Origin of the sequence: Amycolatopsis solani (assembly GCF_033441515.1) — a bacterium.
Classification (GTDB): Bacteria; Actinomycetota; Actinomycetes; order Mycobacteriales; family Pseudonocardiaceae; genus Amycolatopsis; species Amycolatopsis solani.
In genome coordinates, this window is record NZ_JAWQJT010000001.1 from 599,534 (window position 1) to 623,431 (window position 23,898).

23 protein-coding genes are annotated in these 23,898 nt (G+C 70.0%); 16 read left to right on the forward strand and 7 right to left on the reverse strand.

The window, feature by feature from the left end:
- Positions 1–160: 160 nt before the first annotated feature.
- The gene (locus SD460_RS03035) at positions 161–1,297 is read left to right on the forward strand and encodes a sialidase family protein (RefSeq protein WP_290051222.1); all 1,137 of its coding nucleotides are present in this window, start codon (positions 161–163) and stop codon (positions 1,295–1,297) included.
- Positions 1,298–1,372: 75 nt separating this feature from the next.
- Positions 1,373–2,254, forward strand: coding sequence for a glucose-1-phosphate thymidylyltransferase RfbA (gene rfbA / locus SD460_RS03040; RefSeq protein WP_290051224.1), 882 nt, complete (start codon positions 1,373–1,375; stop codon positions 2,252–2,254).
- Here rfbA and htpX read toward each other — a convergent pair.
- Positions 2,251–3,111: a zinc metalloprotease HtpX gene (gene htpX / locus SD460_RS03045; RefSeq protein ID WP_290051226.1), complete on the reverse strand. Its 861-nt coding sequence runs from the start codon at positions 3,109–3,111 to the stop codon at positions 2,251–2,253. The genes rfbA and htpX overlap by 4 nt on opposite strands.
- Before the next feature lie 132 nt (positions 3,112–3,243).
- Here htpX and SD460_RS03050 point away from each other — a divergent pair, with 132 nt between their 5' ends.
- Complete coding sequence (locus SD460_RS03050; RefSeq protein ID WP_290051228.1) at positions 3,244–4,212, forward strand: YncE family protein; 969 nt, start codon at positions 3,244–3,246, stop codon at positions 4,210–4,212.
- A 40-nt stretch (positions 4,213–4,252) separates the two neighbouring features.
- Entirely contained in the window at positions 4,253–5,128 is an 876-nt protein-coding gene (locus tag SD460_RS03055) for an LLM class F420-dependent oxidoreductase (protein WP_290051230.1), read from the forward strand.
- Between the two features lie 57 nt (positions 5,129–5,185).
- Here the strand turns inward: SD460_RS03055 and SD460_RS03060 are convergent, their stop codons facing one another.
- Complete coding sequence (locus SD460_RS03060; RefSeq protein ID WP_290051232.1) at positions 5,186–5,554, reverse strand: YrdB family protein; 369 nt, start codon at positions 5,552–5,554, stop codon at positions 5,186–5,188.
- A gap of 197 nt (positions 5,555–5,751) precedes the next feature.
- Between SD460_RS03060 and SD460_RS03065 the strand changes: the two genes are divergently transcribed.
- The 12 genes from SD460_RS03065 (at position 5,752) to SD460_RS03120 (ending at position 18,424) form a co-directional block, all read left to right on the forward strand.
- Positions 5,752–6,984, forward strand: coding sequence for a class I SAM-dependent methyltransferase (locus tag SD460_RS03065; protein WP_290051234.1), 1,233 nt, complete (start codon positions 5,752–5,754; stop codon positions 6,982–6,984).
- A gap of 1 nt (position 6,985) precedes the next feature.
- Positions 6,986–7,777, forward strand: coding sequence for a glycosyltransferase family protein (locus tag SD460_RS03070; RefSeq protein WP_290051236.1), 792 nt, complete (start codon positions 6,986–6,988; stop codon positions 7,775–7,777).
- On the forward strand, positions 7,774–8,421 hold the full coding sequence (locus SD460_RS03075) for a PIG-L deacetylase family protein (protein WP_318305899.1): 648 nt from the start codon (positions 7,774–7,776) through the stop codon (positions 8,419–8,421). Before SD460_RS03070 ends, SD460_RS03075 begins: the two co-directional genes overlap by 4 nt.
- A gap of 5 nt (positions 8,422–8,426) precedes the next feature.
- Positions 8,427–9,446: an NAD-dependent epimerase/dehydratase family protein gene (locus tag SD460_RS03080; RefSeq protein ID WP_290051240.1), complete on the forward strand. Its 1,020-nt coding sequence runs from the start codon at positions 8,427–8,429 to the stop codon at positions 9,444–9,446.
- Positions 9,446–10,726, forward strand: a complete 1,281-nt coding sequence (locus SD460_RS03085) for a DUF4910 domain-containing protein (protein WP_290051242.1) — start codon at positions 9,446–9,448, stop codon at positions 10,724–10,726. Before SD460_RS03080 ends, SD460_RS03085 begins: the two co-directional genes overlap by 1 nt.
- 5 nt (positions 10,727–10,731) lie before the next feature.
- On the forward strand, positions 10,732–12,057 hold the full coding sequence (locus tag SD460_RS03090) for an MATE family efflux transporter (protein ID WP_290051244.1): 1,326 nt from the start codon (positions 10,732–10,734) through the stop codon (positions 12,055–12,057).
- Between the two features lie 7 nt (positions 12,058–12,064).
- On the forward strand, positions 12,065–13,009 hold the full coding sequence (locus SD460_RS03095) for a glycosyltransferase family 2 protein (RefSeq protein WP_290051246.1): 945 nt from the start codon (positions 12,065–12,067) through the stop codon (positions 13,007–13,009).
- A complete protein-coding gene (locus SD460_RS03100; RefSeq protein ID WP_290051248.1) occupies positions 13,006–14,190 on the forward strand; it encodes a polysaccharide pyruvyl transferase family protein in 1,185 nt (394 codons plus the stop codon). The genes SD460_RS03095 and SD460_RS03100 overlap by 4 nt, the downstream gene beginning before the upstream one ends.
- Positions 14,187–14,735 (forward strand): dTDP-4-dehydrorhamnose 3,5-epimerase family protein, encoded by a 549-nt coding sequence (locus SD460_RS03105; protein WP_247015216.1) that lies wholly within the window; start codon positions 14,187–14,189, stop codon positions 14,733–14,735. The genes SD460_RS03100 and SD460_RS03105 overlap by 4 nt, the downstream gene beginning before the upstream one ends.
- Before the next feature lie 5 nt (positions 14,736–14,740).
- The gene (locus SD460_RS03110; RefSeq protein WP_290051253.1) at positions 14,741–16,057 is read left to right on the forward strand and encodes a glutamate-1-semialdehyde 2,1-aminomutase; all 1,317 of its coding nucleotides are present in this window, start codon (positions 14,741–14,743) and stop codon (positions 16,055–16,057) included.
- 93 nt (positions 16,058–16,150) lie between these two features.
- Positions 16,151–17,632 carry a right-handed parallel beta-helix repeat-containing protein gene (locus tag SD460_RS03115; protein WP_290051255.1) on the forward strand — a complete coding sequence of 494 codons (1,482 nt, stop codon included), beginning with the start codon at positions 16,151–16,153 and terminating at the stop codon, positions 17,630–17,632.
- Positions 17,633–17,800: 168 nt separating this feature from the next.
- Positions 17,801–18,424 (forward strand): HAD family hydrolase, encoded by a 624-nt coding sequence (locus tag SD460_RS03120; protein WP_290051257.1) that lies wholly within the window; start codon positions 17,801–17,803, stop codon positions 18,422–18,424.
- Here SD460_RS03120 and SD460_RS03125 read toward each other — a convergent pair.
- From SD460_RS03125 to SD460_RS03145, 5 genes are all read right to left on the reverse strand, one after another.
- Positions 18,411–19,025: a maleylpyruvate isomerase family mycothiol-dependent enzyme gene (locus SD460_RS03125; RefSeq protein WP_290051260.1), complete on the reverse strand. Its 615-nt coding sequence runs from the start codon at positions 19,023–19,025 to the stop codon at positions 18,411–18,413. The two genes, SD460_RS03120 and SD460_RS03125, sit on opposite strands and share 14 nt — an antisense overlap.
- 277 nt (positions 19,026–19,302) lie before the next feature.
- Complete coding sequence (locus SD460_RS03130) at positions 19,303–19,950, reverse strand: phosphatase PAP2 family protein (RefSeq protein WP_290051261.1); 648 nt, start codon at positions 19,948–19,950, stop codon at positions 19,303–19,305.
- The gene (locus SD460_RS03135; RefSeq protein ID WP_290051264.1) at positions 19,947–21,116 is read right to left on the reverse strand and encodes a glycosyltransferase family 4 protein; all 1,170 of its coding nucleotides are present in this window, start codon (positions 21,114–21,116) and stop codon (positions 19,947–19,949) included. Before SD460_RS03135 ends, SD460_RS03130 begins: the two co-directional genes overlap by 4 nt.
- Positions 21,113–22,369, reverse strand: coding sequence for an O-antigen ligase family protein (locus SD460_RS03140; protein WP_438860553.1), 1,257 nt, complete (start codon positions 22,367–22,369; stop codon positions 21,113–21,115). The genes SD460_RS03135 and SD460_RS03140 overlap by 4 nt, the downstream gene beginning before the upstream one ends.
- A gap of 1 nt (position 22,370) precedes the next feature.
- A complete protein-coding gene (locus SD460_RS03145) occupies positions 22,371–23,897 on the reverse strand; it encodes a right-handed parallel beta-helix repeat-containing protein (RefSeq protein WP_290051266.1) in 1,527 nt (508 codons plus the stop codon).
- Between the last annotated feature and the right edge of the window lies 1 nt (position 23,898).

The window sequence follows — 23,898 nt, forward strand, 5'->3', positions numbered from 1 at the left end:
TTTCGACGTTCTTTGTCCCCGCGTTACCGTCACACCCCGCAATCGGTCACCCGATGGCGCACAGCAAACCCCCCGAACGCGCGAATGGGCCGTGTGACTGTCCCCGACGGACCCGATCAGCGTGTTGTAATCGCGCGGTCACCGCGTGGAGAGGGTCCGGATGCGCCGTTTTCTCGTCTTCGTGCTGCCGCTGACGCTCGTCGCGACGTTGCTCACCCCCGCGAGCGCGGCCGAACGCCGGCAGCTCGTGCCCGGCTACGGCTCGTACGCCCGGCTCGTCCGGCTCGAGCACTCCGTGATCGGCCGCGGCCGCATCATCGCCACGCTGACCAGCGAAGACGCCGGCGGCAAGTTCACGCCGGTGATGGAGAGCACGGACGAAGGCGAGTCGTTCCACAAGATCGGCGAGATCCACGACCCCGACGGCCGGTACGGCATGTGCTGCGGCACCGTCTACGAGCTGCCGCAGCGCGTCGGCAAGCTGCGCGCCGGCACGCTGCTGTGGGCCGCGTCCTACCGGCAGGACGCCGGGCCGCAGCGCCGCCTCGGGATCCGGATCTGGGCCAGCAAGGACGGCGGCCGCGCGTGGAGCTTCCTGTCCGAGGCCGCGCGGTCGCACAACATCGACGGCATCTGGGAGCCCGAGTTCACCGTCGACGCGGGCGGCACGCTCTGGCTCCACTACGCCGACGAGACGCAGGCGCCGAAGTACGCGCAGGTGCTCAACCGGGTCGCCTCGACCGACGGGGTGACCTGGGGCACCAAGCAGCTCACGATGGCGATCCCGCCGGACCGCGTCCGCCCCGGCATGCCGATCATCCGGCGGCTGCCGGACGGCCGCTACTACTTCGCCTACGAGATCTGCAACTACCGCGACCGCTACTGCGACCCGTACTTCAAGATCTCGGCCGACGGCGCCAACTGGGGCGACCCCGCCGACCCCGGCACCCGCGTGAACACCGCCAACGGCAACTACTTCCAGCACGCGCAGACGATCACGCTGTTCCCCGGCGGCCCGAACGGCGTGCGGATCGTCATGGTCGGGCAGATCTACACCAACGCCAAGGGCCAGCCGCAGCCCAACAACGGCCAGGTCCTGCTGGCGAACGACAACTTCGGCGCCGGCCACTGGTACGAGCTGCCTGCTCCCGTGCACATCACCGGCATCCACAACAACTTCTGCCCCAACTACTCCTCGACGCTGCTTCCGGTCGACGGCGGCAAGAACGTGCTGGAGATCGCCACCGAGTACAACCTCGGCTGCAAGGCCTACTTCGGCAAAGGACCGGCCTTCTAGCGCTTCTCGATCGGCCGGTCCGGCCCAGCCCGTAGGGTGGGGACGCAGTCGTGGCCGAGGAGAGGGAGGCAGTTCATGAAGGGCATCGTGCTGGCCGGAGGCAGCGGGACCCGCCTGCACCCGATCACCCAGGCGGTGTCGAAGCAGCTGCTGCCGGTCTACGACAAGCCGATGGTCTACTACCCGATCTCGGTGCTGATGCTGGCCGGGATCCGCGAGATCCTCATCATCTCCACCCCCACCGACCTGCCGATGTTCCGCAGGCTGCTGGGCAGCGGCGACCAGTTCGGCGTCTCGTTCTCCTACGCCGAGCAGCCGAGCCCGAACGGGCTGGCCGAGGCGTTCGTGATCGGCGCGGACTTCATCGGCGACGACGACGTGGCGCTGGTGCTCGGCGACAACATCTTCTACGGCCAGGGCTTCTCCAGCCGCCTGCAGCAGGCCGTGCGCGAGCTCGACGGCTGCGTCCTGTTCGGCTACCCGGTGAAGGACCCCGAGCGCTACGGCGTCGGCGAGGTCGGCCCCGACGGCAAGCTGCGCACGATCGAAGAAAAGCCCGCGAAGCCGCGCTCGAACAAGGCGATCACCGGGCTGTACTTCTACGAGAACGACGTCGTCGACATCGCGCGCTCGCTGAAGCCGTCGCGGCGCGGCGAACTCGAGATCACCGACGTCAACCTGACCTACCTGCGGCAGGACCGGGCGACGCTGGTCGAGCTCAGCCGCGGGTTCGCCTGGCTCGACACCGGCACGCACGACTCGCTGCTCGAAGCGGGCCAGTTCGTGCAGGTGCTGGAGCACCGCACCGGCGTGCGCATCGCGTGCCTGGAGGAGATCGCGCTGCGGATGGGCTTCATCGACGCCGACGAGTGCTACGCGCTGGGCGCGAAGCTGGCGAAGTCCGGCTACGGCGACTACGTGAAGGCGGTCGCCGTCGCGGCGGGGGCGTCGGCCTAGAAGCCGCCCGGCCCCCGGCGCGCCATTTCCTCGAGCCGCCGGATGCGGTCGGCGATCGGCGGGTGCGTCGAGAACAGCTTGCTCAGGCCCTCGCCGGGCCGGAACGGGTTCGCGATCATCAGGTGCGACTGCGACACCAGCTGCGGCTCGGCGACCAGCGGCCGCGCCCGCGTGCCGGCGTCGAGCTTCCGCAGCGCCGAGGCCAGGCCCAGCGGGTCGCCGGTGAGCTCCGCGCCGGACGCGTCGGCCTGGTACTCCCGCGACCGGCTCACGCCCATCCGGATGACCGCGGCCGCGATCGGCCCGACGAAGATCAGCATCAGGCTGACCAGCGGACTCCCGTCGCGGTTGTTGCCGCCGAAGAACAGCGCGATGTTCGCGAGCACGCTGATCACGCTGGCCAGCGCGCCGGCCACGCACGAGATCAGGATGTCGCGGTTGTAGACGTGGGAGAGTTCGTGGCCGAGCACGGCCCGCAGCTCGCGCTCGTCGAGCAGGTCGAGGATGCCCGTGGTGCAGCAGACGGCCGCGTGCCGCGGGCTGCGGCCGGTCGCGAACGCGTTCGGCGCGACGGTCGGGCTCAGGTAGAGCTGCGGCATCGGCTGGCGCGCGACGTGCGCCAGCTCGCGCACGATCCGGTACATCGCGGGCTGCTCGACCTCGGACACCGGCCGCGCCCGCATCGCGCGCAGCGCCAGCTTGTCCGAGTTGAAGTAGGCGAACGCGTTCATCCCGAGCGCGACGAGCAGGCCGATGACCAGGGCGCCGCGCCCGAAGAGCCCGCTGATCGCGACGATGATCGCCGACAGCAGGCCGAGCAGCAACGCCGTCTTGAGTCCGTTCTGGTGCCCGTGCACGCCCGCTCGCCTCCGTCCGCTCTGCAAGTGGTTACCCACCGGAAACAACGCGATCGGGGGACGCGAAGTTCCTTCACGTGAGGATCGCGCGGGTTACGCTCAGGAGTGAGTTGATCACGAGCGGAGGCGCCGATGCGAGGTCGCCAGCTAGGCCGGCGAAGCCTCTTCGCCCTGGTCACCGCGGGTGCCGGGGCCCTGGTCCTGCCCGGGCTGGCGCGGGCGGAGGAGGTCCGGTCGATCGACCTCGGCGGCGCGCCGACCGCGGTGGCGGTGAATCCCGTCACCGGCCTCGCCTACGTCACGGATCCGCGGTACGGCGCGGTGTCCGTCGTGGACCCGAAGAGCGCTTCGGTGGTCGCGCTGGTCCACGTCGGCGGCGAGCCGGGTGAGGTCGCGGTCGACGCGAAGGCCGGCCGGATCTACGTCGCGAACCCGCCGGCGGGCACCGTGGTGGTGCTGGACGGCCGCACGCACGACCTGGTGAGCGTGATCGGCGCCGGGACGGGCGCGTCCGCGCTGGCGGTGGACGAGCAGGCCAACCGCGTCTACGCGGCGAGCGCCGGCACCGGCACGCTCGCCGTGCTCGACGGCGTCAGCTGCACGCTGGCGGCCCTGGTGCCGGGCCCGAAGCCGAGCCTCGCCGGGATCGCCGTCGACCCCGGGCGCAAGCTGGCTTACTGCGCGAGCACCGACACGGACTCGGTCGAGGTCTTTTCGATCGACAGCGGGAAGTTCGTCGCGAGCGTGAAGGTCGGGGCGCGGCCGACGGCCGTCGCGGTGCACGCGGCGAGCGGCTCGGTCTACGTGGCCAACTCCGGCATCCACCACATGTCCATTGTGGACGCGGCGACGCACGCCGAGCGCAAGACCGTGTTGCTGCGCAGCGAATCCTCCGCGCTGGCCGTGCACCAGGGCACGAACACGGTGTACACCAACGGCGGCCAGAACGGCCTCAGCCGCGTCGACGGCGCGACCGGCACGCTGACCGGAGAGCTGTCGCTGGGCGTCAACCCCGGCGACGTCGCGGTCGACCAGCGCACGCGCGCGGTGTGGGTGACCGATCCCCTGAACGGGCGGGTTTCGGTCGTCGGCGATTTCTGAGCACGCAGCTGGGGCAACTCCAGGTATACGGTCGGAAAGCATGAAACTCGGACTGCAGATCCCCGACTTCACCTGGCCGAACGGGGCGTCCGCGCTGGGCGCCGACCTGGCCGCCGTCGTCCGCACCGCCGACAGCGCGGGCTTCGACTCCATCGCCGTGATGGACCACTTCTTCCAGATCGGCGGCGTCGGCCCCGTCGAAAACGACATGCTCGAGGCGTACACGACCCTCGGCTTCATCGCGGCGCACACCGAGCGCGCCAAGCTCCTCACCGTCGTCACCGGCGTCCTCTACCGCCACCCGGGCCTGCTGGCCAAGGCCATCACGACCCTGGACGTCCTGTCGGGCGGCCGCGCGATCCTCGGCATCGGCGCGGGCTGGAACGAGGACGAGTCCCGCGGCCTCGGCTTCCCGTTCCCGCCGGTCGCGGAGCGCTTCGAGCTGCTGGAGGAGAACCTCCAGTACGTCCTGCAGATGTGGGCCGACGGCGACGAACCGTTCAAGAGCAAGCACTTCGACGCGTCGAGGTTGCTGAACGTCCCGCAGGCCCTGTCGGACCCCCGCCCCCCGATCATGATCGGCGGCGGCGGCGAAAAGAAGACGCTGCGGCTGGTGGCGAAGTACGCCGACCAGTGCAACCTCTTCAACGGCCCGGAGCTGGAGCACAAGCTCGACGTCCTCAAGCAGCACTGCGAGAACGAGGGCCGCGACTACGCCTCGATCACGAAGACGGTCTACCACATCCTCGACATCGGCGAGGACGGCTCGAAGTCCGGCGAACTGCTGACGGAACTGGAGCGCCTGCACGGCCTGGGCATCGACGTGGCCCTGGGCATGGTCCCGCACGTCCACAACCCGGCGGTCTTGGAGAAGTTCGGCACCGACGTGATCCCGGCGGCGGAGAAGATCGGCTGAGCAATTCCCGCTCGGCAACTTGCCGGAGCCCTCTGCGCCATTCCGGCGCGGAGGGCTTCAGCTGTCTTTGGCGACGACCCGGGTCAGCGCCGCGCTGCCGATCCAGACCACGGCCAGCGCGATCCCGCTCACCGGCCACCCCACCAGCACGAGCACCACTCCGGCGCCCGCGAACAGAGCGAACTCCACCAGGAAGCGGGCCGGTTCCGGGAGCCGGCGGCGGGCGCGTGGGGCGATGAACAGGCCCCAGAGCGCGGCGGCCGCCAGCGGCAGCAGCACGGCGTCGACGATCGCCAGCGCGACGCCGCTGCCGAGCTGCGTACCGGCCAGGGCCAAACCGCCCAGCAGGGCCAGCTCCGAAAGGAAGCGGACCGTCAGCACCACGCCCGCGAGCCCGCTCAGGCGGGGCCCCGTCTCCGAAGTCATCCGGCCAGCCTAGGACCGGTCCACAGTGGACGTTACGGGTCCGGCCAGGCACTCTCGGTGATCTCCGCCACACTTTGCCGCCCCAGGTTGCGGTTCCGAATCGGTCCACCACGCCGACACGCGTCGCTGTAACGACGATCCACCCCTGCTCGACGTGTTAAGCGCACATCGCGACCGCGAGCCAAGGAGCCTGGTAGATGACCACATGTCGACTCTGCGGTTCGACAAACACGGCCAGCGTCGTCGACCTCGGCGCGACTCCCCCGTGTGAGCGATTCTTGACGGCCGAACAGCTCGACGAAGCGGAAGCCACCTTCCCGCTTCACCTGAAGGTGTGCACCGACTGCTGGCTGGCCCAGATCCCCCCGCTGATCGACCCCGACGAGACCTTCACCGAGTACGCGTACTTCTCGTCCTTCTCGACGTCGTGGGTCGAGCACGCGAAGCGCTTCGTCGACGGCGCGGTCGAGCGGCTCGGGCTCGGCGAGAAGTCCTTCGTCGTCGAGGTCGCGAGCAACGACGGCTACCTGCTCAAGCACGTCGTCGGGCACGGCATCCGGTGTCTGGGCGTGGAACCTTCGGTGAACGTCGGGCAAGCCGCGCGCGACGCCGGCGTGCCCACCCTGACCGCGTTCCTCTCCGAGGAGACCGGCCGCCAGGTGCGCGAGGAGCACGGTGCCGCGGATCTGGTGGCCGCGAACAACGTCTACGCGCACATCCCCGACGTCCTCGGCTTCACCAAGGGCCTGCGGGCGCTCGTCGCCGACGACGGCTGGGTCTCCATCGAGGTCCAGCACCTGCTCACGCTGATCGAAAAGAACCAGTACGACACGATCTACCACGAGCACTTCCAGTACTACACGGTCGAATCCGCGCGCCGGGCCCTCGCGACCGGCGGCTTGACCGTGGTCGACGTCGAACTCGTGCCGACGCACGGCGGTTCGATCCGGCTCTGGGCGCGACCGGCCGAGGTGGCGGGCGAGCCCAGCGAGCGGATGACCGACGTGTTGGAGCGCGAGAAGGCCGCCGGGCTGCACGAGCTGTCCGGGTACACCGAGTTCGCCGAGCGCGTCACCCGCGTGCGGCTGGACCTGCTGAAGTTCCTCATCGAGGCGCGCAACGACGGCAAGACCGTCGTCGGCTACGGCGCCCCCGGCAAGGGCAACACCCTGCTCAACCACTGCGGCGTCCGGACGGACCTGCTGCAGTACACGGTCGATCGCAACCCGTACAAGCACGGCCGGTTCACCCCGGGCACGCGCATTCCCGTGCTGCCCCCCGAGCGGATCGAAACCGATCGGCCCGACTACGTGCTCGTCCTCCCGTGGAACCTCCGGGAGGAGCTGACCGAACAGCTGTCTTACATCGGTGCGTGGGGCGGAAAGCTGGTGTTCCCCATTCCCCACCTGGAAATCGTCGAGGTGCAGTGAAGTGAAGGTCGTCCTCTTCTGCGGTGGCTACGGGATGCGGATGCGCAACGGCGCGGCCGACGACGTCCCGAAGCCGATGGCGATGGTCGGTCCGAGACCGCTCATCTGGCACGTGATGCGCTACTACGCGCATTTCGGCCACACCGAATTCATCCTGTGCCTCGGCTACGGCGCGGCGCACATCAAGAACTTCTTCCTGAACTACCAGGAAACCATTTCCAACGATTTCATCCTGCGCAACGGGCAAGCGGAACTGCTGTCGACCGACATCGCCGACTGGACGATCACCTTCGTGCAGACGGGCATCGAGTCGCCGATCGGTGAACGCCTGCGCCGCGTCCGCGACTACCTCGACGGCGACGAAATGTTCCTCGCGAACTACGCCGACGTGCTGTCCGACGCGCCGCTGCCGGACATGATCGAGCGGTTCTCGAACACCGACGCGGGCGCGTCGATGATGGTCGTGCCGCCGCAGTCGTCGTTCCACTGCGTGGAGATGAACGAGGGCGGCATGGTCGGCGCGATCACCGCGGTCAGCGAAATGCCGCTGTGGGAGAACGGCGGGTACTTCGTGCTGCGGCAGGAAGTGTTCGACCACATCCCGGAGAACGGCGACCTGGTCGCCGACGGCTGCGGCGAGCTCGCCAAGCGCGGGCGGCTGCTGGCCTACCCGTACCGCGGGTTCTGGAAGCCGACCGACACGGTCAAGGAGCGCGCGGCGCTCGACGACGCCTACACGCACGGCAAGAAGCCCTGGGCGCTCTGGGAGCGGCCCGTCGCGAGCACCGCGTGATCGGGCTGCGGCCGGGACGGCTCGGCGGCGTCGTCGCACTCGGCGCGCACTGCGACGACATCGCGATCGGCGCCGGCGGCACGCTGCTGACGCTGTGCGAGTCCCGGCCGGGCCTGCGCGTCGACGCGCTGGTCCTCTCCGGCGGCGGCACGCACCGCGAGGACGAGGAGCGGGCGGCGCTGGCCGCGTTCTGCCCGGGCGCGGACGTCGACGTCACGGTGCTCAAGCTGCCCGACGGCCGCTTCCCGGCGCACTGGGAAGAGGCCAAGAACGCGCTCGAAGAGCTGCGGCGGCGGACCGACCCCGACGTCATCCTGGCGCCGCGCACCGACGACGCCCACCAGGACCACCGCGGGCTCGCGAAGCTGGTGCCGACGGCGTTCCGCGACCACCTGGCGCTGGGCTACGAGATCGTCAAGTGGGACGGCGACCTCGGGGCCCCGTCCGTCTACCAGCCGCTCGACGACGACGTCGCCGAGGAGAAGGTCCGGCTGCTGCAGACGCACTACGCGTCGCAGCGGCACCGGCCCTGGTACGACCGCGAGGCCTTCCTCGGGCTCGCCCGGATCCGCGGCATCGAAGCGGCCGCGAAGTACGCCGAAGCGTTTTTCGTCAAGAAACTCACTCTCGACCTGAAGGGCTGAATCCGATGCGGGTGTTGCTGACGGGGCACAAGGGCTACCTGGGGACGGTGATGGCCCCGGTGCTCGCCGCCGCCGGCCACGAGGTCGTCGGCCTCGACTCCGGGCTGTTCGAGTCCTGCCTGCTCGGTCCGGTCCCGGCCGACCCGGCCGGCCACGTCGTCGACCTGCGGGACGTCACCGCTTCGCACGTCGAAGGCTTCGACGCGGTGATCCACCTGGCGGCGCTGTCGAACGACCCGCTCGGCTCGCTCGCGCCGGAGCTGACCTACGACATCAACCACCACGCGTCGGTGAAGCTCGCGAAGCTGGCGAAGGACGCCGGGGTTCAACGGTACATCTACGCGTCGACCTGCTCGGTGTACGGCGCCGGCGGCGACAACCTTGTCGACGAGGACGCGCCGCTGAAGCCGGTGACGCCGTACGCCGAGTCGAAGGTGCGCGTCGAGGCCGACGTCCACGAGCTCGCCGACGACGACTTCACCCCGGTCTACATGCGCAACGCGACCGCGTTCGGCTACTCGCCCCGGCTGCGCGGCGACATCGTGCTGAACAACCTCACCGCGCACGCGCACCTGTCCGGCGAAGTGCTGGTGCTGTCGGACGGCACGCCGTGGCGCCCGCTGGTGCACGCCCAGGACATCGCGCGCGCGTTCACGGCGGCTCTGACGGCGCCGAAGGAGGCCGTGCACGACAAGGCCTTCAACATCGGCACCGAGGACAACAACGTCACCGTCGCCGAGATCGCCCAGGAGGTCGTCGAGGCCGTGCCGGGCTCGACGCTGAACATCACCGGCGAGGCCGGCGCCGACCCACGCTCGTACCGCGTCGACTTCTCGCGGTTCCGCGCGGCCGTCCCCGGCTTCGCCTGCGAGTGGTCGGTCAAGGACGGCGCCGTCGAGCTGATCGAGGCCTACCGCAAGTTCGGGCTGACCCGCGAGTCGTTCCAGCAGCTGTTCACGCGGCTCGCCTGGCTGAAGAGCGAAGGCGAAGCCGGCCGCATCGACGACACCATGCGGCGCAAGTAGTGGCGGGCACGCAGCTGCGGACGGGCGCGGAGCTGCACGCCCTGGTCGAACGGCTGTACCCGATCTGCCGCAGCATCACCGGCGACGGCGTGCGGCAGACCCTGGACGTCATCGGCGAGCACATCGCGCTGGAGCGGCACGAAGTCCCGACCGGCACCGCGGTGCTGGACTGGACGATCCCGCAGGAGTGGAACATCCGGGACGCCTACGTCTCCGCCCCCTCTGGTGAGCGCGTGATCGACTTCCAGGAGTCGAACCTGCACGTCGTCGGGTACAGCGTCCCGGTGTCTCGCCGGATGCCGCTCAGCGAGCTGCGGGAGCACCTGCACACGCTGCCGGACCAGCCGTCGTGGGTGCCCTACCGGACCAGCTACTACGCCCCGGCCTGGGGTTTCTGCCTCGCGCAGGAAAAGCTCGACGCGCTGCCCGACGGCGAGTACGACGTCGTCATCGACTCGACCCTGGCCGACGGGTCGCTGACGTACGGCGAGCACGTCGTGCCGGGGCGGGTCACCGACGAGGTCATCGTGTCCTGCCACGTCTGCCACCCGTCGCTGGCGAACGACAACCTGGCCGGCATCGCGGTGGCGATCTCGCTGGCGCAGCAGCTGGCTCTCACCCAGCCGCACTACACCTACCGCTTCCTGTTCATGCCGGGGACGATCGGCTCGATCACCTGGCTGGCGCGCAACTCGTCCCGGATCGAGAAGGTCAAGCACGGGCTCGTGCTGGCCTGCGCGGGCGACCCGGGGCAACTGACGTACAAGAAGTCCCGCCGCGACGACGCCGAGATCGACCGCGTGCTGCAGCACGTCCTGCGCTCGCGCGAACACCGAGTCGTCGACTTCTCGCCGTACGGCTACGACGAGCGCCAGTTCTGCTCGCCGGGCTTCAACCTCGGCGTCGGCTCGCTGACGCGGACGCCGTACGCGGGCTACCCCGAGTACCACACCTCGGCCGACAACCCGGGTTTCGTCTCGCCGGCGGCCATGGAGGACACCCTCGGCGCGCTGCGGGATGCCTTCGGTGTCCTCGACCGCAACCGCCGGTACGTCAACCTCAGCCCGTACGGCGAGCCGCAGCTCGGCAAGCGCGGGTTGTACGACTCGCTCGGCGGCCGCAGCGACGCCAAGCAGGCCCAGATGGCGATGCTGTGGGTGCTCAACCTCTCCGACGGCGAGCACTCGTTGCTGGACATCGCCGAACGCGCCGGGCTGCCCTTCGACATCGTCGACGTCGCGGCCCGCGCCCTGCACGACGCCGGTCTGGTCAAGGAGTGAGCGACGTGGCCAACCACCGCCGCGCACCGCGCTCGATCTTCCGATCGGGCGCGGTGCGCGCGATGGCCGGACGGCTGAGCTGGGGCCTCGGCGACCAGGCGGTGTCCAGCCTGACCAACTTCGCCGTCGGGCTGTACGTGGCCCGCGAGCTCGGCACGTTCGCGTTCGGCATCTTCAGCCTCGCCTGGGTGACCTACGGCGTGGTGCTGAACGTGTCGCGCGGCCTGGCCACCGACCCGCTGATGGTGCGGTTCAGCGCGGTGCCGGATGACCGCTGGCGCCTGGGGGTCGCCAGCGCGTCGGGCACCGCCATCGGCGTCGGCTGCGCGACGGGCCTGATCAGCCTGGTCGCCGGGCTGGCCGCGGGCGGCCCGCTCGGCAACGCGTTCGTCGCGCTCGCCGTCGTCCTGCCGGGCCTGCTGCTGCAGGACGCCTGGCGGTTCGCGTTCTTCGCCCGCGGGCAGGGGAAGAAGGCGTTCCTCAACGACGTCGTGTGCGGCGTCGCGCTCATCCCGGCGCTGTTCATCGCCGGCCGGATCGGGACGGTCGTCGCGTTCGTCCTCGCCTGGGGCATCGCGGCCGCGCTCGCCGCGGTCTACGGCTGGTTCCAGACCGGGATCCTCCCGCACCCGCGGGAGCTGGCCGGCTGGCTGCGCTCGCAGCGCGACCTGAGCGTGCGGTACCTGGTCGAGAACGTCAGCAACAGCGGCGCGTCCCAGCTGCGCGCGTACGGCCTCGGCGCCATCGCCGGCATCACCGCCGTCGGCGCGGTCCGCGGCGCCGAACAGCTCCTCGGCCCCTTCCTGGCCCTGCTCATGGGGCTGTCCCTGGTCACCGTCGCCGAGGGCGCGCGGGTGCTTCAGCGGGCGCCGCACCGGCTGAAGCACTTCTGCGTCATCCTCGGCGGCGGGCAGGCCGCCGCCGCCCTGTGCTGGGGCCTCGGCCTGCTGCTCCTGCTGCCCGACGGCGCTGGCCGCTGGGTGATGGGCTCGGTGTGGGACTCGTCGTCCCCGCTGATCCTCCCGGTCACCCTGGCCGTGGTCGGCGCGAGCTTCGCCACCGGGGCGGCCGCCGGGCTCCGCGCGCTGGGCGCGGCCAAGCGGAGCCTGCGTTCGCAGTTGATCGCCTCCCTGTTCTACGTCACGTTCGGCATCACCGGCGCCTTCCTCGGTGGTGCGGCCGGGTCCGCGTGGGGCGTCGCGACCGCGACGCTCACCGGCTCCGTCGTCTGGTGGCTGCAGCTGCGGCTCGGGCTGCGCGCCTACGTCCCGCCGTCCGCCGACGAGCCGACCGTCGTCTTCGAGCCGATCAAAGAGCCCATCAAGGAATGAGGACTCCATGACCACCGTCCCGCGGCTGAGCCTCGGCCTCCCGGTGTACAACGGCGAGGAGTACCTCGCCGAGTCACTGGACGCCCTGCTCGGCCAGACCTACGAAGACTTCGAGCTGATCATCTCGGACAACGCCTCCACGGACGGCACGGACGAGATCTGCCGCCGCTACGCCGACAAGGACTCGCGCATCCGCTACGTCCGCCAGCCGAAGAACATCGGCGCGACGCCGAACCACAACTTCGTGTTCGACGTGTCCCGCACCGAGCTCTTCAAGTGGGTGTCGCACGACGACCTGTACGCCCGCGACCTGCTCAAGCGGTGCATCGACGCCCTCGACGAGCGCCCGGACGTCATCCTCGCCCACTGCGACCAGGCCATCATCGACGGCGACGGCCGCATCGTCCAGCCGCTCGAGTACACGCTGGACACCGCGTCCCGGCACGCACCCGACCGCTTCCGCGCGGTCCTGTTCGAGCCCGGCGGCGACGACTTCTACGGCGTCATCCGCGCCGACGTCCTCCGCCGCGTCAAGCCGCTCGACAGCTACCACCACGCCGACCGGACGTACTCGGCCGAGATGGCCCTGCACGGCCCGTTCCACCAGGTGCCCGAGCTGCTCTACTTCCGCCGCGACCACCCGGGCCGCGCGGAACGGGCCAACCCGACCATCCGGAGCCGGTGCGCGAATCTGGACCCGCGGCGCGCGAACCGGCTCCGGAATCCCACCGTCCGCCTGCTCGGCGAGTACGTCTACGGGTTCGCGGACCTCATCCGGCGCGCGCCGATCTCGGCCGCCGACAAGCGCGAGTGCTTCGGGCACCTCGGCGCCTGGCTGACCAACCGGGCGCGCTCCGGCCACGGCGAACGCGTCGAGGACCGCGCGCCGACCGCCTCCGACATCTCCACGGTCAACGAGATCGTGGCCGGCCGCGAAGGCAGGCTCGCGTGAAGCGTGCCCCGCGCGTCGGCGTCTTCGGCCTGCTCGGCTCGGGGAACCTCGGCAACGACGGTTCCCTCGAAGCCGTGCTCGGCTACCTGCGCACCGAACACCCGGACGCCGTCCTGACCGGTCTGGTGGGCGGCCCGGACATCGTCCGCGAGCGGTACGGCGTCGACACCACGCCTCTGCACTGGAACCAGGCCGAGTACGAGACGGCGTCCGGCCTCCGGTCGATCGTCCTCAAGGGACTCGGCAAGCTGGTCGACATCGGCCGCACGGCCGCCTGGGTCCGCGAGCAGGACGTCGTCATCGTGCCCGGCATGGGCGTCCTCGAAGCGACGCTTCCGCTGCGTCCGTGGGGTTTCCCGTATTCGCTCTTCCTCCTTTCCGCCACCGGGCGGCTCTTCGGTACCAAGATCGCGCTGGTCAGCGTCGGCGCGAACCACATCAGCGCACGGGCCACCCGGACGCTCGTCCGCTGGGCCGGCCGCCTGGCCGCCTACCGCTCCTACCGGGACGACATCTCCCGCGACGCCATGCGCGCCATGGGTGTCGACACCAGCCGCGACGAGGTCTACCCCGACCTCGCGTTCTCCCTCCCCACCCCGGACGCCGACGGCCCGCCGGGCACCGTCGGGGTCGGGGTGATGGCCTACTACGGCGGCAACGACGACCGCGCCGACGGCGACCGCATCTACCGCCACTACGTGGACACGATGAACCGGTTCGTCGCCTGGCTCGTTGACCAGGGCAGACCCGTCCGGCTGTTCATCGGTGATCAGATCGACCGGCAGGTCGTCGACGAGATCCTCGAGAAGACCGCTTCCCCGCTGGTGACGGCGGCTTCGGCGGAGACCCTGGACGAGCTGATGCACGAGATGGCGGCGGTGGACAGCGTGGTGGCCACGCGCTACCACAACGTGCTCTGCGCCCTGAAGGTCGCGAAGCCGACCGTCGCGATCGGATACGCGCCGAAGAACGACGTGCTCATGGCGGAGATGGGCCTCGACGGCTTCACCCAGCGGGCGAAGAGCGTCGACTTCGACCGGCTCGTCGAGCAGTTCACCGAACTCGAAAACCGTTCGCCGGAACTGCGCCAGATCCTGGCGGAACGGAACGAGAACAACGTTCAACGGCTCAAGGACCAGTTCGCCGCCCTTTCGGCGGCCCTCTTCGGGGGTGCGCGATGAAGGCCATTCCGGTGCCCGAGATCGAGGGCGTGTACCTGTTCGAACCGACCCCGCACGCGGACGAGCGCGGCTTCTTCAGCCGGACGTTCGACCGCGAGGTCGTCGCGTCGGTGGGCATCGACCCGGACGGCTTCGCCCAGGACAGCCTTTCCCGCTCCCGCAAGGGAGTCGTCCGCGGGATGCACCTGCGCGGCGGGGCCGGCGAGGCGAAACTGGTGCGGTGCTCGCACGGCGCGATCTTCGACGTCGTGGTGGATCTCCGACCGGATTCACCCACGTTCCGCAATGTCAAAACATTCGAACTTTCGGGTGAGACGCAGGTTTCCGTGTACATCCCGGCGGGCTGCGCGCACGGATTCCAGTCACTCACCGAAGTCTCCGATGTGTCGTATCGTATCGATCGACCCCACGACCCGTCCGAAGACATCACAATTTCGTACAAAGACCCAGAATTGGACATTTCGTGGCCACTGTCGGTCACAATGGTCAGTGACCGGGATGAGCGCGCGCCGTCTCTCGGAGAGGCGTTGAAACCAACGAGGTGACCCCCATGGGAACGAACTTGCCCCGCTCCACGGAGGCGAACGAGCGGCTGCACCGGGTCATCCCCGGCGGTGCGCACACTTACGCCAAGGGCTCGGACCAGTATCCCGAAGGGATGGCTCCGGTCATCTCCCACGGCCGCGGCGGCCACGTCTGGGACGTCGACGGCAACGAGTACATCGAGTACGGCGCCGGCCTGCGGGCGGTCATCCTCGGCCACGCCCACCCGCGGGTCCTCGAAGCGGTCCGCGGCGAGCTCGACAAGGGCAGCAACTTCATCCGCCCGTCGATCATCGAGGCGGACGCGGCCGAGCGGTTCCTCGAAAACGTGCCGACCGCCGACATGGTGAAGTTCACCAAGAACGGCTCCGACGCCACGACCGCCGCCGTGCGGCTGGCCCGCGCCGCCACCGGCCGCCGGCTCGTCGCCAAGTGCGCCGACCACGCCTTCTTCTCGACCGACGACTGGTTCATCGGCACCACGCCGATGAACGCCGGCATCCCGGACGAGACGACGGAAGCGGTCCTGTCCTTCCCGTACGGCGACCTGCAGGCCACGGAGGAACTGCTGCAGCGCCACGACGGCGAGATCGCGTGCCTGATCCTGGAGGCCGCGGCGGCGGTTGAACCCCCGCCGGGGTACCTGCAGGGCCTGCGCGAGCTGACCACCCGGCACGGCGTCGTGCTGGTCTTCGACGAGATGATCACCGGCTTCCGGTGGTCCGCCCACGGCGCGCAGGGGCTCTACGGCGTCACGCCCGACCTCTCGACGTTCGGCAAAGCGCTCGGCAACGGCTTCGCCGTCTCGGCGCTGGCCGGCAAGCGGGACCTGATGGAGATCGGCGGCCTGCGCAGCGACCGCGAGCGGGTGTTCCTCCTGTCCACCACCCACGGGGCCGAGACCCACTCGCTCGCCGCCGCGATGGCGGTGATGGATGTCTACCGCGACGAGGACGTCGTCGGCAGGCTCCACGCCCTCGGTGACCGGCTCGCCGCCGGCGTCCGCGAGGTGGCGGCCGGGATCGGCGTCGAGGACCACGTCGTCGTCCGCGGCCGGGCCAGCAACCTCGTCTTCGGCACGCTCGACGAGCAGGGCAAGCCGTCGCAGCCCTACCGGACGCTGTTCCTGCGCGAGCTGATCAGCGGTGGCGTGCTCGGACCGTCCTTCGTGGTCAGTGCCGCGCTCACCGAAGCCGACATCGACAAGACGATCGACGTGGTCGCCCAGGCCTGCACGGTCTACCGCAAGGCGCTCGACGCCGGCGACCCGACGCCGTGGATGGGCGGGCGCCCGGTGCAGCCCGTGTTCCGCAAGTACGCCTGACCCGGCTGCCGGCGGGCCGGATTCACCCCCTGGGTCCGATGAGGACACTTGAGGGGGACTGTTTTCCGGCCCGTCCGTGCGTAACTTCCTGCCATGGGCAGATCTCGTGCGCTTCTCGTCGCTGCTTGCTCGCTCCTGATCGCCGTGGCCTGCCCGGTGATCGCGCGCGCCGCCGACGGGCCCGGGCCGGTGTGCGACCGCCAGCCCGCGGAGCACGGGGAAGCGCCGCCCGGGGCCGTCTCCGTCGATCCGGGCGTCGACGGAGACCTCTCCGCCCAGACGGCGTCGCACCCGCCCGGCACGACGTTCTGGCTCCACCCCGGCACCCACACGCTCGGCACGGACGAGTTCGGCCAGGTCGCCCCTAAAGACGGCGACGTCTACCTCGGCGCACCGGGCGCGGTCGTCGACGGCCGCGGCGTCAACCGCGCGGCCTTCACCCAGCGGGCGCGCGACGTCGAGATCCGCGGGCTCACCATCCGCGGGTTCGCCGCCCACCAGGACCAAGGCGTGGTCAACCACGACTCCGGCGACGGCTGGCTCATCGAGAACACCACCATCGAACACAACGACGGCGCCGGGCTGATGGCCGGGGCACGCCAGATCGTCCGGCACACCTGCCTGCGCGACAACGGCCAGTACGGGCTCAACGCGTACCAGGCGGGCGACGGCATCACCGGGCTCGTGCTGGAGGGCAACGAGATCACCGGCAACAACACCGGCGACTGGGAGACCAAGGTGCCGGGCTGCGGGTGCAGCGGCGGCGCCAAGTTCTGGGCCGTGAACGGGGCCGACATCAGCGGCAACTGGGTCCACGGCAACCACGGCGCCGGCCTGTGGGCCGACACGAACAACAACGACTTCCTCGTCGAGGACAACCTGTTCGAGGCGAACGCGGCCGAGGCGCTGTTCTACGAGACCAGCTACAACCTCGTGCTGCGCGGCAACACGTTCCGCGGCAACACCCTGGTGCAGGGTCGGGCGTTCGCCGCCCGCGGCGACAACTTCCCGGTGGCGACGGTGTACCTCTCGGAATCCGGCGGTGAGCCGCGCGTCCCGGCACGGACCTCGGCCGTCGACATCAGCGGCAACACCTTCGAGGACAACTGGGCCGGGATCACGGTGTGGGAGAACGCCGACCGCTTCTGCAGCAGCCCGGCGAACACGTCTTCGGGCTACTGCACCAAGGTCGCGCAGAAGTCTTCGTGCGCGGCGGGCACGATCGAGAAGCCACCGGCGTACGACGACTGCCGCTGGAAGTCGCAGCTCGTCGAGATCCACGGGAACACCTTCCGGTTCGATCCCGGCCGGGTCGGCTGCACGAGCCTGTGCGGGCGGATGGCGTTGCTCTCGAACTACGGGACTTTCCCGGATTGGTCCCCCTACAAGGGAACCGTGGTCGAGGAGGCGATCACGTTCCACCAGGGAAACCGGTGGCACGGAAACTCCTACGCCGGACCGTGGACCTTCGTCGTGCATGACACCTCCAGGACGGTCGACGCTGCGGGCTGGCGGGCGGAGCCCTACTCGCAGGACGAATGCTCTTCGTTCGGCGGTGGGCCCGCCGGCTGCTGATCACGAGCTTGCCGACCGGGTCCGACAATTTCCAGCGGCACCCCAACGCGATCGACCACTTTTGCCTTGTGCCGCAAGAGAAAAGTCGCGAACGGAGAATTTCGGACACCACTTGCTTCACCCTTTCAAGTGATGGCGCTCGCACGTGTGTTCGGTACCGTCGAAGACATGGCCCCTTCGAACCCCGCCTCCACAGCCCGAGATCGCGACGCGATCGACGTCGTCGTGTTCGACGCCATGGGCGTGCTCTACGCGTGCGCCGACGACGTCGCGGACCTGCTGGTGCCCTACCTCCGCAGCCACGGCTGCGTGCTGGACCGGCCCGGGATCGCCGAGCTGTACAAGGAATGCAGCCTCGGCAAGCTGTCCTCCGCGGACTTCTGGGCGACGGCGGGCGCACCCGGGGCGTCGGACGAGGAGTACTGCCAGAGCCACCGCCTCACCGAAGGCGTGGTCGCCCTGCTCGCCGAGCTCGAGACCACCGGAGTGCGGCTCGCCTGCCTGAGCAACGACGTCAGCGAGTGGTCGAAACTGCTGCGCGATCGGTTCGGGCTCGGCGAGTACCTCACCGACTGGTTCGTGAGCGGGGATATCGGCGTGCGCAAACCCGATCCGGAAGCTTTCGCCACGCTCCGCCGCCGGCTCGACGTGGTGCCCGACCGAGTGCTGCTCATCGACGACCGCGAAGAAAACGTGACCGCCGCCCGCGACGCCGGTTTCCAGGCGTTGCGCTTCGGCGCACCCCACCTGTCTACAATGGACCAACTACGAAAGGAACTCAGACCGTGGTGAAGCGCGCGCTCGACTCTCCCCGAAGACGTCCGGCGGGCAACCGCCGATTGCACAACACGAGCAACAGGTCCTGGGCCGTCCCGGTGAGCGGGGTCCCGGTGCCGTACGACCAGTCGAGGTCATCGGCCCGCAAGGCAACGCCGTCCAGGTCGGTCCCGAAGTACTTGACCTGCTTCGGCTTCATCGCGGCGAAGATCACCTCGAGGCGCTCCGCCGGAACACGGCGTTCGAGACCGAGGGCGGTCGTGATGTCCAGCCCGTGGATCACGTCGTGGCTCAAGGCACCTTCCGGACCACCACCCGGCGGCCGCCACGGGTGGTCGGCGTTGTCGCGCAGCGAGGCGACCAGCGCTTCGCGGGACAGTTCGGCCGCCCCCTGGCGGGCGACGCGATCGGCCATGGCGTGGAAGCGGCCTCCGGACTTCAGCAGCTCACCCACGAACCGTCCGGCCGAGAACCGGAACGGCATCGTCATGTGCGCGACGACCTCCGGCACCCGCCAGCCCGCACACAAGGTCGGCGACACCCAGGCAGCCGGCGAAAGCCCGTCCAGCACAGCGGCCAGCTCCCGCCGCTCGGCGGCGATCATCTTCTGGATCATGGGGATCTCCTTCACGACTCGGACACCCCACCGACGAACAAGACTCCGGCGGACCGACAGCACCGACGCACCGATCCGCGCGAGCCGAGAGGTCGGGCCCGCCGTCGAGTCGATCGACGTTCCCTCTCGGCTGAGACCGCCCCACCAAGCGACCGCCGGCCAACCGGCCGAGCGAATCAGCCGCACCCTCTCGCAACCGAGACCGCCCCATCCGTCGACCGCCGACCACGCCCCCTCGCAGCCGAGGCCGGCCCGTCAAGCGACCGCCGGCTCGCTCTCAGAGCCGGCCGGCGACGCGATCCACCGCCCAGCCGGTGGCCGGGACCGCGGCCAGTGCGGCGCAGAACCCGCCGACCGCATCCGTCGGGTAGTGCGCCCCCAAGGCCACCTCGGCCCAGCCCATGGCGATCCCGGCGACCAACGCCAACCCGAGGATCAGCGGCACCGCGGTCGCCCGGCCGAGCCCCAGCCGATCGGCCAGCAGCAGACCGACGATGAGCGCGAGCGCCGTCGCCAAAGCCGTGTGCCCGCTCGGATACGACAGGAACTCACTGTGGATGGTGCGCCCGACGATCGGCTTCAGGACCGTCGTCACCACCACCGTGACCAGGACGCCCAGCACTGTCAGCACGGCCATCCGCGCGCGGCGGGCGAGGAAGCACAGCCCCGCGATCAGGGCGACCAGCACCACCGACCCCACCGGTTCGCCGCCGAAGTCGATGACCAGGGCGACGTACCGCCACGGCGGCTCGACCCCGTCGAGCGAGGGCAGGACAGCGGCGTCGATCCCCGACAACCCGGAGTCGTGGAAGTGGAGGATGCCGAGCGCCACGAGCACCGCCGTCGCCAGCGCTCCCGACATCGCCAGCGGGGCGCGCAGGGCGGCCGGCAGGACCGCGGGTGCTGTCCGGACCAGCTGCTTCACGCCTTGATCGCCGCCTTGTACCCGGTGATCAGGCGGTCCAGGCCGACCGCCGGGGTGAAGTCCTTCTCGTACCGGACGCGGGCCGCGTCCCCCATCTCGCGGTTGCGGTCGCCGACGACCTCGCGCAGCCGTTCCGCGAGGGAAACCTCGTCGTTCGGCTGGTGCAGGAGGCCGGTGATGCCGTCCTCGACGAGCTCGGGGAACGCCCCGTGGGCGGCCGCGACCGTGGGCACGCCCGCCGCCATCGCCTCGACGACCACGAGACCGAACGCCTCCAGCCACGTCGACGGGGCCACCACCGCGACCGCGTCGGCCGTGAGCGCGCGGCACTCGGCCTTGTTCCGGAGACCGACGTACGAGACGTCGGAACGGCCGGCCGCCCAGGCCGCGACCTCGTCCTGCATCGGGCCCGTGCCGGCGATGACCAGAGGAACGCCCAGGGCACCGCCGAGGCGGTCCCAGGCCCGCATCAGCAGGCCGACTCCCTTTTCTTCGGTGACCCGGCCGAGGAACAGGATGTGCGTCCCGTCGCCGGTGCGGCGGACGCCGGGGTCGGTGACGAAGTTGTGCTTCACCGCCATCCGCTCGCCGGGCATCCCGGCCGATACCAGGAGGTCGCGTTGCGCCGCCGAAATGCAGAAGAACCGCGAAACGCCCGTCCACCACCGGCGGCGGTTCGCGACCATGCTCGCCGCCATCGGGAGCGTGGCCGCGCTCGAACCGCGGTAGCAGCCGTGCTTCACCGCCGGCAACGGCGAGCCGCCGACGCACTCGGTGCAGATGCGGCCGTCGCGGTGAAGCGTGCCAGGCGGGCAGACCATGGTGTAGTTGTGCAGCGTCGCGACCGCGGGCACCCCCGCGTCCGCGCAGGCGGCGACCACCGAAGGCGACAACAGCGGGAACGTGTTGTGGATGTGCACGACGTCCGGGCGCTTCGCGCGCAGCCGGGCGGCGAGTTCCTTCCGCACCGCCGGGTTCCACGGCACCATCAGCGGCACCGCGGCCTTGCGGGGCAACGGCATGGCCGAGATGTCGTCGCTGCGGCGTTCGAACAGCGACACTTCGTGGCCGCCCTCGGCCAGCAGCGAGACTTCGGCGTCGACGACGTTGTTCTCGCCGCTCGGCTGCTCGGACCGGTACCGGTTGTGCACCACGAGCACCCTCACGCGCTTGCCTCCTTCGCCGGGATGAATGCTTGTTCGTCGGATTGCGGAGTCCCGCGGACCAGCAGTGACGCGGCCACGGCCAGGTGCAGCAGATAAGGCGACGCGTCGCCGAGACCAGCTTCGGTGTAGGAGGCCGAAACGCAGTAGGTGATCAAGAAGATCGCGCACGTTCTCGCCAGCGAAGGCGGTCGCAGCACCGCGACGACGATCAGCGTCAGGAGGAACCCGGCGACCAGGGCGATCCCGACGAAGCCCTGCTCGTGGTAGATCGCGAGCCAGCTGTTGTCGATCGGGAGGCCGTCGTAGGACTTGTCGGTCAGCCCCACACCGAAGATGTACTCGGCCGTCGTCCGCGGGGCCTCCAGTAGGGCGTCCCAGACCTTCGCGCGGCCGGTGAGGCTGGAGAAGTTGTCCGCGCTCTGCCCGCGGAGGAACCACGTCTGGAGCGCGCCGGCGAGCACCACGCCGGCGACGCCACCGACGCCCACCGTCCACGCGAAGACCTTCCGCGCGCGGGCGCTGGTCATCAGCATCGACAGGAAGGCCACCGCGAGCCCGGCGACGAGGCCGAGCGTCGCCGTGCGGGTGTGCGTGAGCATCAGCAGTCCTACCACCGGCACCACGATGAACACCGCGCTGCGCCACGTCGTGCGGCGCCCGAACCAGAGGAGGAGCGTGAGCCCGGAGATGACCGCCGCGTACTGGCCGATCTGCGGCGGGGTGAGCGGCCAGATCGCGCCCGAGAGCCTGCCGCCGTAGATGTCCGGCATCGCGTTGCCCGGGGAGATCACCAGGCCGATCGCCACGGACGCGAGCACGATCGCGTAGGTGCGGATGTGGTAGCGGACGAAGGTGAAGCCACCGTCCCACCAGCGGGTCAGCAGCCAGAGCGTGGTCACGAACACCGTCAGCCGGAAGCACCGGAACAGCGCGCCAGCGCCCTCCTGCAGATCGGCGCTGGAAAGGATGCTGGACACCAGCAGCAGCGTCAGCAGCAACAGGTAGGCGCTCGGGCGGATCCGCAGGTGCTTGTTCAGCACCAGCGCGATGACGAAGGCCGTCATCAGCGCGCCCATGGTGACCAGCTGGCTGACCGACCGCGGGAGCGGGATGACCGTCTTCGCGCCGGTCGAGCCGAGCGTGTTGAGGATCAGCAGCGCCCAGGCCAGGCCGGCCCACTTCGGCGTCGCGGAGGTGGGTTCGGCCGCGGCGTCGCCGCGGATGCCCGCCGCCGGTGCGGTGTGCGCGGTCATGTCAGCCCCCGCCCTGTGCGGTGTACGTGCTCCCGGTGTCCTGCGAGTACGGCGAGCCTTCCCACTCGCCGACCTCGAGGACGCGGTCGGTCGTGTACACGATGAACGTCCACGGACCGGTGTAGCTGTTGTCGTGCCAGCGGTTGTCCTGCTTGAACGTGATCGCTTCCTGGACCGCCTCGCCCTTGTACGGCGACCAGTCCGGGTAGGTGCCGAAGTTCGACAGCAGGCCCATCCGGCCGCACGCGGCCTGGCAGCCGACGACCGCCGGGTCCAGGACGAACTTGTTGTCGTGGATGTCGACGTGCTGGGTCTTCCAGCGGCAGTCGGCCAGCAACGGGCCGGCCGAGATGGCCGGGGCCGCGCACTGCTTCACGTTCGGCACCAGCCGGGTGCAGTCGCCGGAGGAGGTGTTGGCCGGGCTGTTGCAGAAGCGGTCGGCGTTCTCCCACAGCGTGATCCCGGACCAGTTGTTCTCCAGGTAGTTGCGGGAGATCTCGATCTTCGCGGTGCGCGCCTTGATCCGCGGCTCACCACCGGACTCGGAGATGTAGATCGTCGGCGTCGGGAAGTTGTCGCCGCGGTCGGCGTACCGGCGGCCGTCGACCCAGTTGTTCTTGCGGATCGTGTTGTCCCGGATGACGGCGTTGTAGCTGATCTCGTAGATCAGCGCGGCACCGTCGTTGTCCTCGATGAGGTTGCCCTCGATGAGGAAGTCGTTGTTGTTCGTGTCGGCCCAGAGCCCGGTGCCGTGGTTGTCGTGCACCCAGTTGCCGCGCACGTCGGCGCCGTTGACGTCCCAGAACTTGATCCCGCCGCTGCAGCCGCAGCCCTCGATCTTCGTCTCCCAGTCGCCGGTGTTGTTGCCGGCGATCTCGTTGCCCTCCACGACGAGGGCTGTGATCGGGGTGCCGCCGGAGTAGGCGTTGATGCCGTACTGGCCGTTGCGGCGCAGGCAGTTGCCGCGCACCTGCTGGCGCGCGCCCGCCATCAGGCCGGCGCCGTCGTTGTCCTGGATGGTCGAGTGCTCGATCACCCAGCCGTCGCCGGAGTCGTGGTTGACGACGCCTTCATCGTGCGGTGCGGCGAAGCCCTGCACGGTCACGTAGGTGATCTTGACGTTCACCGCGTGTCCGGTGAAGGCGTACTGGTTGATCTTGCGGCCGTCGACGATCGCGCCCGGTGCGCCGATGTAGACGTCGCCGTCCTTGGGGGACACCTGGTCGTACTTGTCGTCGCCGAGGATGTGCTTGCCCGGCTTGAGCCAGAACGTCGTCCCCGGCCCGGCCGAGCGCGTCTTCGCGGCGAGGTCGCCCGGCACCGCCGGGTCGACGACCACGGCCCCCGCGGGGGCGGCCGTCGGACCGGCGGGCTCCTTGTCGCACACGGCCGCGACCGAACCGCTGGGCGCCGGCGTCGCCTGGGCCGGCCCCCCGTCGGTATCCGGCCCGCCCGAGCACGCCGCGACCGTGAGCAGGACACCGAGCAGCGGAGCGGCACGGCGGAGTCGGAGGCGGCGGGCTGTCACG

Bases quoted from the DNA above. Each gene is read 5' to 3' on its own strand.
- SD460_RS03035 (WP_290051222.1), top strand. From the start codon at position 161: ATGCGCCGTTTTCTCGTCTTCGTGCTGCCGCTGACGCTCGTCGCGACG.
- rfbA (WP_290051224.1), top strand. From the start codon at position 1,373: ATGAAGGGCATCGTGCTGGCCGGAGGCAGCGGGACCCGCCTGCACCCG.
- SD460_RS03050 (WP_290051228.1), top strand. From the start codon at position 3,244: ATGCGAGGTCGCCAGCTAGGCCGGCGAAGCCTCTTCGCCCTGGTCACC.
- SD460_RS03055 (WP_290051230.1), top strand. From the start codon at position 4,253: ATGAAACTCGGACTGCAGATCCCCGACTTCACCTGGCCGAACGGGGCG.
- SD460_RS03060 (WP_290051232.1), bottom strand. From the start codon at position 5,554: ATGACTTCGGAGACGGGGCCCCGCCTGAGCGGGCTCGCGGGCGTGGTG.
- SD460_RS03065 (WP_290051234.1), top strand. From the start codon at position 5,752: ATGACCACATGTCGACTCTGCGGTTCGACAAACACGGCCAGCGTCGTC.
- SD460_RS03080 (WP_290051240.1), top strand. From the start codon at position 8,427: ATGCGGGTGTTGCTGACGGGGCACAAGGGCTACCTGGGGACGGTGATG.
- SD460_RS03095 (WP_290051246.1), top strand. From the start codon at position 12,065: ATGACCACCGTCCCGCGGCTGAGCCTCGGCCTCCCGGTGTACAACGGC.
- SD460_RS03105 (WP_247015216.1), top strand. From the start codon at position 14,187: ATGAAGGCCATTCCGGTGCCCGAGATCGAGGGCGTGTACCTGTTCGAA.
- SD460_RS03110 (WP_290051253.1), top strand. From the start codon at position 14,741: ATGGGAACGAACTTGCCCCGCTCCACGGAGGCGAACGAGCGGCTGCAC.
- SD460_RS03115 (WP_290051255.1), top strand. From the start codon at position 16,151: ATGGGCAGATCTCGTGCGCTTCTCGTCGCTGCTTGCTCGCTCCTGATC.
- SD460_RS03120 (WP_290051257.1), top strand. From the start codon at position 17,801: ATGGCCCCTTCGAACCCCGCCTCCACAGCCCGAGATCGCGACGCGATC.
- SD460_RS03125 (WP_290051260.1), bottom strand. From the start codon at position 19,025: ATGATCCAGAAGATGATCGCCGCCGAGCGGCGGGAGCTGGCCGCTGTG.
- SD460_RS03140 (WP_438860553.1), bottom strand. From the start codon at position 22,369: ATGACCGCGCACACCGCACCGGCGGCGGGCATCCGCGGCGACGCCGCG.